Source organism: Alteromonas sp. AWM4_230 (assembly GCF_056158305.1).
In genome coordinates this window covers 1,930,159-1,944,559 of sequence record NZ_JBSWTB010000001.1, presented here as the reverse complement: position 1 = coordinate 1,944,559, position 14,401 = coordinate 1,930,159, and the positions used below count along the sequence as shown (strand labels likewise).

The window sequence follows — 14,401 nt, the reverse complement described above, 5'->3', positions numbered from 1 at the left end:
GATTACCCCACTGAACCTTCAAGACTAATTTCGAGCAGCTTGCCGGCTTCTACGGCAAATTCCATTGGCAGCTCTTTGAATACTTCTTTACAGAAACCGTTAACGATCATAGAAACGGCTTTCTCTGTGTCTAAACCACGTTGCTGACACAAAAATAATTGTTCGTCGCTCACCTTCGATGTTGTTGCTTCGTGCTCAACAATAGCGGAAGGGTTACGGCTTTCGATATACGGGAACGTATGCGCGCCACACTTGTCACCGATAAGTAACGAGTCACACTCGGTGAAGTTACGTGCACCGTCTGCACGCGGGCCCATTTGGACTAAACCACGATAGGCGTTATTGCTGTTACCCGCTGAGATACCTTTAGAGATGATGGTCGACTTGGTATTTTTACCCACGTGGATCATCTTAGTACCGGTATCAGCTTGCTGGCGACCGCGTGTTAGCGCTACTGAATAGAATTCACCTACACTGTTGTCGCCTTTAAGTACACAGCTTGGGTACTTCCACGTAACCGCAGAGCCGGTTTCTACCTGTGTCCAAGATATTTTAGCATTGGTATGCGCTACACCACGTTTAGTCACGAAATTGTAGATACCACCTTTACCGTTCTCGTCGCCTGGATACCAGTTTTGTACCGTTGAGTACTTAATTTGGGCATCGTCCATCGCAACAAGCTCTACCACTGCCGCGTGCAGCTGGTTCTCATCGCGTTGCGGAGCAGTACAACCTTCAAGGTAGCTTACGTAGCTGCCTTCATCGGCGACGATTAAGGTACGCTCGAACTGACCCGTGTTCATTTCGTTTATTCGGAAATAAGTAGAAAGCTCCATTGGGCAACGTGTGCCTTTTGGAATATAAACAAATGAACCATCAGTAAATACGGCGCTGTTTAGTGCGGCGAAATAGTTGTCAGTACGCGGAACCACTGAGCCAATGTATTTTTTAACAAGGTCTGGATATTTCTGAACTGCTTCAGAAATTGGGCAGAAAATAACGCCTGCTTCTTCAAGCTTCTCACGGAATGTTGTAACTACTGATACCGAATCGAATACCGCATCTACAGCAACGCCTGCCAGCATTTCTTGTTCGTGCAGCGGAATACCCAGTTTTTCGTAGGTGCGCAGTAACTCTGGGTCCACCTCGTCTAACGACTGAGGTTTATCTTTCATGCTCTTTGGTGCCGAGTAGTAAGAGATGGCTTGATAGTCAATTTTTGGATAGTCGACGTGCGCCCAGTCTGGCTCTTCCATCTCTAGCCATGCATAGTAAGACTTCAAGCGCCATTCAAGCATCCATTCAGGCTCGTTTTTCATTGCTGATATGCGGCGGATAACCGACTCGTCCAGGCCGCTCTCAAACGTTTCAGATTCGATTTCTGAATAGAAACCTGCATCGTACTTTCTTTCTAACGCCTGTTCGATCTGTTCACTCATGTTGGGATCTCACTTGTTTGCCTGCATTTGCTGCCACTATTCTTTCTACTCAACTGGCGAATAAATTACCCCACGGTCTTGGTAATTTATGTAAATCTTCAACTTCAACAACCTTATTTAGTTGGGCTTATCCCCCACAAAATTGTTGAAACTGCCAGTTACATGCGGACAGCCTAAAATTTTTGGTGCCGTAGTATATAATACCCGACTATTTCACTCAAATATTCAGCCACTAATTTATGGCTACTTGCATGTTCTAAACGCTGCTTGAAGCTCCATTTTCTTCAAGCTCGCATTAATTTTCGTCCACATTCCCTAAAATCAATAGAATGTGTTAACACAACCCACGCCTTGTCCCGAACAATAACGCTTGCTCAAATCTACGCTCAAACGGTTGATCAGGCTCTACACTAAGCTCTGTTTTTAGCGCTTAGTCAAACACCTAGCTAAACGACTATTAAAGCGTTTAAGCAACAACCGCTTGGCGCAGTCGCGTTGTCACATCAACGACTTTGTTTAATACGTAATCAATGTCTTCTTGGGTCGTAAAACGCCCTACGCTGAATCTGATCCCTGCATGCGCCAATTCGTTGCTGCGGCCAATGGCTTTTAGCACATATGAGGGTTCTAAACTTGCTGAAGTACACGCCGACCCTGACGATACGGCAATATCATTTAAGCCCATCATCAAGCTTTCGCCATCTACACCCGCGAAACTTACATTTAATATGCCAGGTATGCGCTGCGTGGCATGCCCGTTTAAATAAATATCGTCAAGTTGTTGCAGGCCCTGCCACAGTGATTCACGCAACTTTAATATGCGCGCACTGTCCTCTTCCATTTTTGACGACGCCAGTGCGATGGCTTCACCCATTCCAACAATTTGATGGGTGGCTAAGGTACCTGAACGCATGCCGCGCTCGTGTCCACCGCCATGAATCTGTGCCACCAAATTGATTTTAGGGCGGCGACGCACATATAAGGCCCCCATTCCTTTCGGACCATAAATCTTATGGGCGGATATAGACAGTAAATCTACCGGAAGCTCTGACAAATCAATCGCTATCTTGCCCACACTCTGCGCGCCATCTATGTGAAATAACACGCCCTTGTCGCGACAAAGTTGTCCAATGGCTTTGATGTCTTGGATAACGCCTAGCTCGTTGTTCACGTGCATGACCGATACTAAGATAGTGTCGTCGCGTAGCGCGTTTTCGAGTTCGTTTAAATCAATTAACCCGTCTGACTGTACTTCAAGATAGGTAACATCAAAGCCCTGCTTTTCTAGGTACTCACAAGTATCCAATACCGCTTTGTGCTCGGTATTTACAGTAATAATATGCTTGCCTTTGTCAGCATAGCCTTGCGCAATACCTTTAATAGCGAGGTTATTTGACTCAGTTGCGCCTGAGGTAAAAACAATCTCTCTGGGGTCGCAATTCAGCGCATCGCTAATTTGATTTCTAGCAACATCTACCGCTTCTTCAGCCATCCAGCCGAAGCGGTAGCTACGAGAAGCCGGATTACCAAAGTTACCTTCAAGCGTTAAGCATTTTGCCATCGCCTCGGCCACACTTGGGTCTACCGGGGTCGTTGCTGCGTAATCTAAGTAAATGGGTGTTGATAAAGCCATATGTCACTCAATACCAATTTAAAGTTGAATACTGACTTCTATATCTTTAGTGATATGACGAAGTGATGCATTACCGTCCTGGCGACCGGCCACTTCCTGTACATCGCGCTTAGCCATTAATTCACCAAGCGTGATCGAATTCAAAAATGCGGCAATACGGTCGCTTAGGTCTTGCCATAAGCTATGGGTTAAACAACGATCGCCGCCTTGGCAATCGGCTTGCCCCTGACAGCGCGTAGCGTCAATAGACTCGTCGACGGCGCGAATAACTTCGCCTATCGCAATATCACTTGCTTCCCGGCCCAGCAAATAACCGCCACCGGGCCCGCGAACACTGTCTACCAGTTGTTCTTTACGCAGCCGAGAAAAAAGCTGCTCTAAGTAAGATAAGGAAATTTCTTGTCGTTCTGAAATATCGGCAAGAGGCACTGGACCACGCTTTGAGTGCAAAGCGACATCAAGCATTGCGGTAACCGCATAGCGCCCTTTAGAAGTGAGTTTCATTGGATTCTCCCGCCGTTTTGTAGTGCGGGAATTCTCACATACCCGACTAAAATGGTCAAGTATAAGACCCAGTAAATTAGTCAGGTATTATTGATGCCAGTAATCGCTTTTGTATATCAAGGGTTTTGTTTCGTTTTAGCCCCATCAAAATAAGCGCTAATAGGCGCTAAATTTGCTTTGTATCTCTTGTCCTAAATGCTAAGGGATCATTTATTCTTCAGGTGAAAAATCACGTCGACCAGCAGCGCTACTTGTTTGCATGCAAGTGTATATGAGCAAGGACACTGTCTGCTATCCGATGTGATTGAACGGTATCTATCTGATGGCGCAATCCGCGCAGTACTTGATGTTTAGCACCTGATATCGCTCTGGCTGTTGCAACACCGCCACTGGGGTGTACCATGTGATCAACATCGCCGTGTATCACTAACGTCGGTGCTTTGACGTTTCTAAGCATTGACGTTCGATCACCTGACTTTATGATTGCGCCGATTTGCCGGAACAGGGCTTTTGCATCACTCTTACCACCATTTCGCTGCCATGCTAATTTCGCATATTGCTGCCATTGATTTATGGCATCTTCTGCCGCCGCATCGCCTATATGGGTCATCATTGCTTTATAATTTCTAACCGCGTCATTTTCGCTTGCTGGTGCTTTTGCTCTTGCTAAACGCCATAGCATTGAATACGACGGCTGACCAACTTTTCGGCTCCCAGTGGTAGAGAAAATAGACGTCATAGATTGCACTTTTTCGGGGTGAAGGCTCGCGAGAGTTTGAGCAGTCATCCCTCCCATAGACATTCCAGCAACATGTGCACTTTCAATATTTAGCGCCTCCAAAAGCTGGGCAGTATCTTCAGCCATGCGCTCCAGTCCGTAAGCCCCGCTAGGAGCCTTGCCTATTAGTTGCTGAAGAAGTGAAGGATGCGGTGTATCGCTGCGTACTGACCTTCCCGCGTCACGATTGTCAAAGCAAATAACGCGAAATCCACTAGCAACTAAACGCTCAAAAAGCGCATTTGGCCAATAAACCAACTGAAGACCTAAACCCGCAATAAGTACAATGGTATCGGTATTTCCGACACCATGTTCGGCATAGCAAAACCTATCACCGCTTTTAAGCGTTACGTATTGCTCATGATGCTGGGCTAAACTCATTTAAAGCTCTCTTGATTTAATAAAAGAAAGTGTGCGTCTATTGAAATTTCTATTCAAACTTAAGAGCTGGATCGTCTACACGACCTTTCCGAAAAATCTTCACATCTTGTGCATAATTAAACGACATAGACCAAGGAAAGTGCATGCCTTGACGTGGCAACTGTTCTAACGAGCGTTGGATGTAGCCAGCTCCAAAGTTTAACAACGGCTGTGTTTCCATATTTGGATCTGCTATAGGTGTACACTGTGTAAAGCCGTGCTCTTCCATATGATTGAGCAATCGCGTGAAATGTTCACATAGAAGGCCAATTTTTAGTGTCCATGATGAAGCTGTATAGCCCACCGCAATAGCAAAATTAGGCACGCCACTGAGTAACATACCTTTATACGTGATGCATTCTGGAAGCGAAACAGTTTCACCATCAATTTTTGGTACTATCCCTCCTAAAGGCAGAAGGTTTAGTCCAGTGGCTGTTACTATAATATCTGCTTCAATATGCTGACCCGAATCAAGTTTAATGCCCGTCTCAGTTAACGTATCTATAATATCTGTTGCAACTGACGCCTTACCATTCGAAATTGACTCGAATAAATCTCCACCAGGAACTGCACACAGTCGCTGCTCCCAAGGATTGTAAGGAGGGTTAAAGTGTATATCTACTGGATACCCTTCGGGTAACATTTTTGCATTAAGACTGCGTATTATTTTGCGCGCACGATGTGGAAAGCGCTGACAAAACGCGTACACCCAACGCTGTTTCGCTATGTTAAACCAACGCGCAGCTTTAAACGCTGTATCCTCGCTTAACCACGCGCCTAAATGTTTTGCGATTGGGTCATCTACGGGAACAGGCAATACGTAGGATGGCGTTCTTTGCAGCATAGTCACGTGCGATGCACTTTTCGCTAGAGCGGGAACCAGCGTTACCGCCGTTGCACCGCTTCCGATTACCACTACGCGTTTGTTTTCGTATTCCAGATCTTCAGGCCAATGCTGTGGATGTACAATCTGACCGTTAAATTGTGATTGCCCTTTGAAATTCGGTGCATAACCTTTATCGTATCGATAATAACCCGAAGCATTAAATATCCACCTGGCGGCAATGTGCTCATGCTGCCCGCTTTCTTCTGACTTTAACGTTACTCGCCAATATTCCTTATCGCTTTGCCAGTCTATAACCACCACACGAGTTAAAAAACGTATACGCTCTTTAATACCGTTTTCAGCCGCAGTTTCTTCAACATAAGCCTTTATTGAACGACCATCAGCAATGGCTTTTTTCTCTTTCCACGGCTTGAAGTCATAACCAAAGGTGAATAAATCAGAATCTGAGCGTATTCCCGGATATTTGAATAAGTCCCATGTGCCGCCCAAATCACCGCGAGCTTCTATAATAGAATAGGAAAGGTCAGGACATTTTTTTTGAATGTGGTAGGCGCAGCCGATACCCGAAATACCCGCTCCTACGATCAAAACGTCTAAAAGTGGTAACTCGCTCTGCATAACATCCATGAAAAGTCATAAATAACGTTATCACAATGTATGTTGGAGTCTTACGCGAGTCAACAATGATGTTAAATTATTGTAAAAGCAGACTTTTAATCACTGTTGTAGTGTGGTGGCGGACTATCTGTAGCCCTATTAGAATCAAATAGGGCTTAAGTTTTAAATTGCTGGGTCGAAGGAAGAGTGGGCTTTTTCGCGCTCTTGAGTCTCGGTTAAATCAAAGCCCGTATCCGCGAAATCTTCAGCGCTAATGTTGTGTAAATTATCGGTACACACATCGCCACCCAATGACTGAATGACCTTGCACATCTCTTCCACTTTCGTATCCATTTGATGCATGTGCTCTAGCATAACTCCCATTGCATTGGCCACCGGATCAGGGTTATCTGGCGCGACTGCATAGGCATCAAAACCATATTTCTGAGCAATTTTATCGCGCTGAGGATTTACCGTGGCATTCGACTCTCTTTGCTTAGAAATAATGATACGTCCGGGAATGCCAACTGCTGTAGCGCCGTCTGGAATATCTTTAACTACTACCGAATTAGACCCTACTTTGGCGTTTTCACCAATAGTAATCGGCCCTAAGACTTTAGCCCCCGCCCCCACGACTGCGCCGTTCTTAAGGGTTGGATGGCGCTTACCGGCTTTCCAGCTAGTACCGCCAAGAGTCACCCCGTGGTATAGAGTAACATCATTGCCAATTTCTGCGGTTTCACCGATAACTACGCCCATACCGTGGTCGATAAATACCCGGCGTCCCAACGTTGCCCCTGGATGAATTTCAATGCCCGTAAGCCAACGACTAAACGTTGATAAAGTACGTGCCAACCATTTCCATTCTGCCTTCCACAATTTGTGACTAATTCGATGCAGCCACACTGCATGAAGGCCTGGATAGTTGGTTAGCACTTCAAAGGTGTTTCTGGCCGCTGGGTCGCGATGAAAGACACCTTGAATATCATCTTTTATACGGGCGAACATAGTGTTTACTCTTTTTCTTCTATCGCTGGTGCAGGGTCTGCGTCGCCTGAGTTTGCATTCTTCACCGATTTATCGATAGACGCCAATATACCGCGTAATATATTAAGCTCTTGAGACTCAGGGCGTGCTCGGTTAAACAAGCGGCGTAGCTTAGTCATTACCACACCTGGGTGGCTTTTACGTATAAAAGATGTGCCTTCCAGCGTGGTTTCCAAATGCGTATAAAAACGCTCTAAATCATCATTTAGTGGATATTCTTCTTCAACGCTTGGGTATGTTTCGCGATTAAGATAGGCCATGCGAATTTCATAACAAAGGGTTTGCACTGCTGCTGCTAAATTAAGTGAGCTGTATTCAGGGTTGGCTGGAATACACATATGGAAGTGACACTGCTGCAGCTCTTCATTCGTTAAACCACTGTTCTCACGCCCAAAAACCAAGGCTACCGGGTACTTTTCTACTTCTTGGACCAGCTTCTCGCCACAGTCGCGCGGGCCTAACATCGGCCATGAATGAGTGCGAGAGCGTGCAGACGTCCCTACTACCAAGCCACAGTCTTTAACTGCCTCTTCCAGCGTGCTTACAATTTTCGCGTTAGCAAGCACATCACCAGCCCCTGCCGCCAATGCACTGGCTTGGCCGTCTGGCTCATTTACTGGGTCGACAAGATATAAGCTGCTCAGCCCCATGGTTTTCATAGCTCTTGCTGTGGAGCCGATGTTTCCCGTGTGAGACGTGTTAACTAAAATAATGCGAATATTCTCGAGCATGCGTGTAATACCTACGTACTTATTTGGATAGCGTCATTAATTCGATATTACGCACTTTTGGCGTACTATCCTATAGACCTTAATAGCTTGAAGTTTAACACAGCGGCAGTATAGATGGCTATTCACGCTATTGTGCTGGGAATTCATTTGCATCGCGCATAGATTCTGGTAGACTCCGCCCGTTTTCGAAAACAACTAGCTATTTTTTGTACAGCTAGTTTGTTTCATTGGTCTTTTACAATTGGTGGTTTATCTATGCATCCTATGCTGAATATTGCGGTGCGCGCTGCGCGTGCGGCTGGAACAGTTATTGTTCGTGGTTTTGAAAAACATAATGAAGTAGCAACAGAGTCAAAAGGCTTAAACGACTTCGTTACTCAAGTTGATAAAGAAGCGGAACAAGCAATTATTGCCAAAATTCAGCAGTCTTACCCGAACCATTGCTTCCTAGGTGAAGAAGCGGGTGAAGTACTAGGTACAGAAACTGACTATCAGTGGATTATCGATCCGCTAGATGGCACCACTAATTTTGTAAAAGGCATTCCTCACTTTGCCGTTTCAATTGCACTTCTTCACAAAGGTCGTCTAGACCAAGCGGTTGTTTTCGACCCAATTCGCAGCGAATTATTTACCGCAAGCCGTGGTCAAGGCGCACAGCTAAATGGCTATCGTATTCGTGCTTCTAAGCCTCGTGACCTTTCTGAAACCATTATTGCTACTGGCTTACCGTTTAAGAACAAATCTCAATTTGGCGAGTATGCACTAAGCCTAAACAAAATTTTCCACGAAGTGGGCGACATTCGCCGCGCAGGTAGCGCAGCACTAGATCTTGCTTATGTTGCGGCTGGCCGTCACGACGGTTACTGGGAGCGCGGCATTAAATCTTGGGATATCGCAGCAGGTGAACTTATTGTTCGTGAAGCTGGCGGTTTGGTAACAGATTTTAAAGGCGGAAACGACCCACTTCACAAAGGCGAAATTGTTGCTGGTAGCGTGAAGGTTGTTCAAGGCCTAGTGAAGCATCTTAAGTAAGAAGCACCTTAAGTAAGAGCAGCTTAAATAAATCGCTCGTAAGCACATAAACTGAGCCGATAAACCAAGCACAGTTAAACAGTAAAGGCGCTATGACACGAATGACGTGACATAGCGCCTTTTTCTCACTTATTGGTTTCGTTATACCTGCGGTAACACGCCGCGATTACGAAAATTTTAAATTTCGCTGACTGGGTAATGAGCTATGTGGACTGGTATTTAACTTTAGGCCAAACAAAAATCTAAGTATTAAAAAGCGCTTGGCGACTTCGTATGTCAGCGCGCACCCCACAACGGTTATTAGCGTGATTAAAATCAATTCTCCAGGTGTCGACGATACACGGGAGCTCAAAATGAACGCCGCCACCACAATTATCGTTTGATGCACCATATAGTAAGGCAACACGCCTTTGTTCAAATAGCTCACCACCTTACTCGGGTTAGACAAATATTTTCGACCGAACCCCAATATTGCTGCCAACCATGCCCAGTGATTAAGTACAACGATTACACCAACCAGAATACGAAATCCAGGAGACGACTCCATCAATTGCCCTGTGGAGCCAAGCATGTCGTGTCGGTCTAAAATTATGACGCTGTAAAGTACTATCGCAATGGTTAAACTTACGTAACGGGACCTCATAATTGCAGCATACAATGCGGGTCTAAGCACAATCACAATACCTACCAGCATCACAAAAAAGTACTTTGCATGACTATACCAATCATTAAGCAAGTCGTGAGACGTGGGATATGCTTCTCGTAGTTCCAGCCATATGGCAGTCATGATCGTAACCACTAACACGCTAAACAGCGCCAAACTATCGAGCACTCTCATCGCCCTTACTTCCACAAATCTGATAAGCGGGAAAAACAGCAATATGAAAGCGCTATACACAAAAAGGTAAGGTAAAAACCAAAGGTGATTCCATGTCAGTAAGCCAATTACCGATTGTTTGTCGATAAACAAGTCAGTATTTGGATTGATGTAAGCAACGTAGAACTCGCTAAACGGCATGGCTAGTACTCCGCTTACTGTCCACTCTATGTAAACTTGTGGCGCGACGATAACGAACATACCGAAAACAAGTGGAACTAATATCCTCAACGCCCTCTTCCCCAGTAATAAAAGTGATACACGCCAGCGAGAGGTCGTTTGGTCACAAGCGCGGCGCAGCACGACAGTAAATACCATGGCAGAGATCAAAAATAATAAAGACATACGCCATTGGTTGGTCAATATCATCACATCTTGTAGTAGTGGAAATTGCACGTCGCTTTTTATATGCCAGCCCCACTCTAAAACGTAATACATTCCGATGTGATAAAAAATGAGTACACCAAATGCGATGACACGCAGCGCATCCAACTCGAAATAACGCTGAGTGACAGGACTCTCGACCACGGCCGTCTCTCTCGCCTCCCCCTTTGAAGTTCTATTAACAAACGTTGCTTCCTGACCAACATATGCTTGCGTCAATGTCCTCACTCCTATTCAATAGTGCTTAACTAACGTGTTGCATCTAATGTGATAGACGTTCGATAGAAAATGCCTAAGTGACGGAAAATAAGGAAAAAGGGTTAAGCGGTGAATAACTGGGATGAAAAATGGAGTCAGTTTCTTAGGGATTCTGAATCAAAACATAAATACGCTGCATTTGTGTTGCTTGCAGCCTACTTGTTTATAAATAATTCAATCAATGCTGCGTCTGATTGGACTGAATTTTCTCGAAGCGACAATAACAGCGTAGCAATTTGGGAGCCGTACGTTTGGGAATACTCGAGTGCTTTGAGCACCGCTTTGCTTGTCATCCCATTAATTATCGCTATACGTACACTCGATCAGAAAGTAAAAGTGGGAGCGACATGGCTTGGGTGGCATTTTGCTTTCGCCAGTTTATTTTCAGTAGCCCATGTATCATTAATGGTAGCGTTTCGAAAGCTTGTCTACTTGTACTCTGAACGCAATTATGACTTTGGGATATGGCTCAATGAGTTCATCTACGAATATCGAAAGGATGTATGGGGCTATATTACCCTGATCACTTTTTACTATATTGCACGGTTTGGCTATCAACGCTTAATTGGTGAAGCATCACCTATTACACGCGACACATCACAGATAACGAATGACAACGTGGCCAGCACCTTACCCGACTATTTATTGGTGAAAAAGCTCAATAAGGAGTTTTTAGTTCAAGTCACTGACATACAGCGAGTAGAAGCCTCAGGAAACTACATTAACCTTCATACTAACGTGGGCGTTTACCCCTTGCGTTATACCCTTGGCCGGTTTTGTAAAGAAGGAGCGCATCAAGGCTTTATGCGAGTGCACCGGTCGCACGCAGTGCGAATACCTGCCATTGAGTCCATAAGATATGAAGAAACGGGAGATGGCTCAATAATGCTTAATAACGGTCAATCAGTAGCGCTTTCTAGGCGATATAAAGATGATCTGAAACAAGCATTAGCCCCTAATCCACAGTAAATTGTAATTTTAATAAAGCAATAAAAAACCGCATCATAGATGCGGCTTTTTGTACGTATCACGAAGATAGGACTAAGGCATAGGATCTAAGTCTGCGCCTTCCTTTTCTACTTGTGGTGGCATTAGGTCTTCTTTACTAATACCCAATGCAAGTGCCACTGAACTTGCGATATACACCGATGAGTAAGTACCTACCACTACACCAAACAGCAATGCTGTTGCAAATCCGTGAATAAGTGCACCACCCTTGTAGAATAATGCAACCAATACCAACACCGTAGTTAATGAGGTGATAATAGTACGGTTTAGGGTTTGCGTTAGCGAGATATTGATAATCTCAACAGGCTCGCCTTTACGAATTTTGCGGAAGTTCTCACGAATACGGTCACAAACAACAATAGTATCGTTAAGTGAATAACCAATTACCGCGAGTACCGCTGCAAGTACAGTAAGGTCAAATTCAATTTGAAGTACCGAAAATAAACCTAGCGTAAGTATAACGTCGTGAGCTAGCGCCGAAACCGACCCTAAGGCAAATCGCCATTCAAATCGCATGGCTACGTATACTAAGATACACAGTAGGGCCACTAGCATCGCAAGGCCGCCCTGCTCGGTAAGTTCTTCACCTACGTTAGGGCCCACGAATTCAATACGACGCATATCAACCGCAGTACCGTCAGCACGCAGTGCCTCTAGTACCTGCTCACCAATAGTCACAGCTTTAACACCATCACGTGGCGCTATACGTATCAATACGTCTTGGCTGCTTCCAAAGTTTTGCACGATAGCATCTTCGAAGTTCGACTCATTAAGCTGAACACGAATGCCTTCTAAATCCGCCGCGTCTTCATAGCCAACTTCAATAAGTGTACCGCCTGTGAAGTCTAAACCCCAGTTAAGGCTATTGACACCCAAAGAAACGAATGAGCCGATAATAAGAATTGTCGACAGTACCATCGCAGGAATGCGCAGGCGCATGAAATTAACGGTTTCGGATAATTTTAATAACTGCATTTTTTACTCCTTAAATCGCTAATTTCTCTAGACGTTTGCCACCCCATACTGCGTTAACAATAACGCGAGTAACCAAAATAGCGGTAAACATAGACGTTGCGATACCAATCATTAGCGTAATTGAGAAGCCTTTGATTGGGCCGGTACCCACTGCAAACAGAATTAGACCAGCAAGGAAAGTAGTGATATTTGCATCCAAGATGGTGGAGAACGCGCTGTCGTAACCTTGGTGGATAGCCTGCTGAGGGCTTCGGCCGTCGCGCATTTCTTCTCGAATACGCTCGAAAATTAGCACGTTTGCATCCACCGCCATACCGACGGTTAGTACAATACCTGCCATACCCGGAAGCGTAAGTGTTGCCCCAGGGATCATCGACATAATGCCCACAATCATGACTAGGTTTGTAATAAGTGCGATGTTCGCTACCACACCAAAGGCTTTGTAGTAAATCAACATGAAAACAAGCACCGCTGCCAGACCATACATAATAGCCTGCATACCCAGTTCAATGTTTTCTTTACCTAAACTTGGCCCTACCGTACGCTCTTCAACGATTTGAATAGGCGCAATCAGTGCACCAGCGCGAAGTAGTAACGCTAAATCACGGGCTTCTTTCGGTGAATCAAGACCTGTGATTTGGAACTTGCTGCCAAGCTGCGCACGAATGGTGGCAACTGAGATAACTTGCTCATGCTTTTCAAATACAAGCTTACCGTCGTCATTTCTCTCACCGGTAGATTTGTACTCGATAAAGACCGTAGCCATTGGCTTACCAATGTTGCCGCGGGTTGAGCGAGACATTTTGTTACCGCCTTCAGAATCTAGCGAGATGTTTACATTTGGAAGACCATATTCATCAACACCGCTATTCGCATCAATAATGTGGCTACCAGTAAGCATAATGCGCTTTTCAAGCAGCTGTGGAATGCCCTGCTGATCTTCTATCACCTGAGAGCCAGGAGGAACGCGACCGTTTAATGCGTCACGGATGTCGTTCTTCTGGTCCACCATGCGAAATTCTAGGGTCGCCGTCGCGTTTAGAATTTCTTTCGCGCGAGCAGTGTCTTGAATACCTGGAAGCTGTACAACAATGCGGTCAGCACCTTGCTTTTGAACAAGCGGCTCAGCAACACCAAGTTGGTTTACACGATTACGAATAATGGTAATGTTTTGCTTAACCGCGTTGTCACGGATTTCTTGAAGCTTACTTTCAGCAAAAATAGCGCGAAGTGTTAAATCGTCGACCTGGTTAAAAGTAAGGTCGCGACTTTGGTTACGCAGAAAGAACTCGGCTTTATCAAGTGCGTCTTCATCGCGAAAAGTAATATCGATATGATCGTCAACCTGCTTTACACCACGATAGCGAATGCCTTCTTCGCGTAATGAAGTACGGAAACCACTTTCTGCATCTTCAAGAGACTTGGTAATCACTTCTGTCATGTCCACTTCCATTAAGAAGTGAACACCACCGCGAAGGTCAAGGCCTAGCTTCATCGGGGCGCCGCCTAAACCTTCAAGCCACTCTGGCGTGTCCGGAGCAAGGTTCATAGCAACGTAATAATCATCGCCAAGGGCTTTTTCTAATGTTTCGCGAGTAACTAGCTGGGTGTCTGAATCAGAAACGCGAACTAAAATTTGTTCGCCTTCAAATTCAACACGCTTTGGAGAGATGTTTTTTTCACTTAGCGCGGCTTTCACTTGTTCAACAGTGGCATCTGTCACCACGGCATCACGGCCTGCTGAGATTTGTACGGCGTGGTCTTCACCGTAAATGTTAGGAAGCGCATAAAGTGCACACACTGCAACAACAATGAGTGCACTCAGTACTTTCCAAATAGAGTTTTTGTTTAGCACTGGATAATCCTTTCGT

Annotated in this window: 12 protein-coding genes; 2 read left to right on the top strand and 10 right to left on the bottom strand. The window is 45.2% G+C overall.

Translation table 11 applies throughout. The features are described 5' to 3' along the window. Window positions 1-2: 2 nt before the first annotated feature. The 7 genes from sufB to trmJ form a co-directional block, all read right to left on the bottom strand. The gene (sufB, locus tag ACXACS_RS08210) at window positions 3-1,439 is read right to left on the bottom strand and encodes a Fe-S cluster assembly protein SufB (protein WP_474805695.1); all 1,437 of its coding nucleotides are present in this window, start codon (window positions 1,437-1,439) and stop codon (window positions 3-5) included. Window positions 1,440-1,905: 466 nt separating this feature from the next. After that, complete coding sequence (locus tag ACXACS_RS08205; RefSeq protein ID WP_474805693.1) at window positions 1,906-3,072, bottom strand: IscS subfamily cysteine desulfurase; 1,167 nt, start codon at window positions 3,070-3,072, stop codon at window positions 1,906-1,908. 18 nt (window positions 3,073-3,090) lie between these two features. Next, window positions 3,091-3,576, bottom strand: a complete 486-nt coding sequence (gene iscR / locus ACXACS_RS08200; protein WP_179984062.1) for a Fe-S cluster assembly transcriptional regulator IscR — start codon at window positions 3,574-3,576, stop codon at window positions 3,091-3,093. Window positions 3,577-3,823: 247 nt separating this feature from the next. Further along, on the bottom strand, window positions 3,824-4,735 hold the full coding sequence (locus ACXACS_RS08195; protein ID WP_474805691.1) for an alpha/beta fold hydrolase: 912 nt from the start codon (window positions 4,733-4,735) through the stop codon (window positions 3,824-3,826). Window positions 4,736-4,784: 49 nt separating this feature from the next. Beyond that, the gene (locus tag ACXACS_RS08190) at window positions 4,785-6,248 is read right to left on the bottom strand and encodes a flavin-containing monooxygenase (protein ID WP_474805689.1); all 1,464 of its coding nucleotides are present in this window, start codon (window positions 6,246-6,248) and stop codon (window positions 4,785-4,787) included. Window positions 6,249-6,401: 153 nt separating this feature from the next. Then, window positions 6,402-7,226, bottom strand: coding sequence for a serine O-acetyltransferase (gene cysE / locus ACXACS_RS08185; protein ID WP_474805688.1), 825 nt, complete (start codon window positions 7,224-7,226; stop codon window positions 6,402-6,404). A 5-nt stretch (window positions 7,227-7,231) separates the two neighbouring features. Next, window positions 7,232-7,996, bottom strand: coding sequence for a tRNA (cytosine(32)/uridine(32)-2'-O)-methyltransferase TrmJ (gene trmJ, locus ACXACS_RS08180; RefSeq protein ID WP_014950182.1), 765 nt, complete (start codon window positions 7,994-7,996; stop codon window positions 7,232-7,234). 255 nt (window positions 7,997-8,251) lie between these two features. On the opposite strand from trmJ, the gene suhB reads away from it, so the two are divergent. Beyond that, window positions 8,252-9,028 (top strand): inositol-1-monophosphatase, encoded by a 777-nt coding sequence (suhB, locus tag ACXACS_RS08175; RefSeq protein WP_474805685.1) that lies wholly within the window; start codon window positions 8,252-8,254, stop codon window positions 9,026-9,028. Window positions 9,029-9,194: 166 nt separating this feature from the next. On the opposite strand, the gene ACXACS_RS08170 is transcribed toward suhB, so the two are convergent. Then, on the bottom strand, window positions 9,195-10,517 hold the full coding sequence (locus ACXACS_RS08170) for an acyltransferase family protein (protein ID WP_474805683.1): 1,323 nt from the start codon (window positions 10,515-10,517) through the stop codon (window positions 9,195-9,197). A gap of 99 nt (window positions 10,518-10,616) precedes the next feature. On the opposite strand from ACXACS_RS08170, the gene ACXACS_RS08165 reads away from it, so the two are divergent. Beyond that, window positions 10,617-11,516, top strand: a complete 900-nt coding sequence (locus ACXACS_RS08165) for a LytTR family DNA-binding domain-containing protein (protein WP_474805682.1) — start codon at window positions 10,617-10,619, stop codon at window positions 11,514-11,516. 72 nt (window positions 11,517-11,588) lie between these two features. On the opposite strand, the gene secF is transcribed toward ACXACS_RS08165, so the two are convergent. Next, window positions 11,589-12,530 (bottom strand): protein translocase subunit SecF, encoded by a 942-nt coding sequence (gene secF / locus ACXACS_RS08160; RefSeq protein ID WP_474805681.1) that lies wholly within the window; start codon window positions 12,528-12,530, stop codon window positions 11,589-11,591. 10 nt (window positions 12,531-12,540) lie between these two features. Then, window positions 12,541-14,385, bottom strand: coding sequence for a protein translocase subunit SecD (gene secD, locus ACXACS_RS08155; protein ID WP_474805679.1), 1,845 nt, complete (start codon window positions 14,383-14,385; stop codon window positions 12,541-12,543). Window positions 14,386-14,401 lie beyond the last annotated feature (16 nt).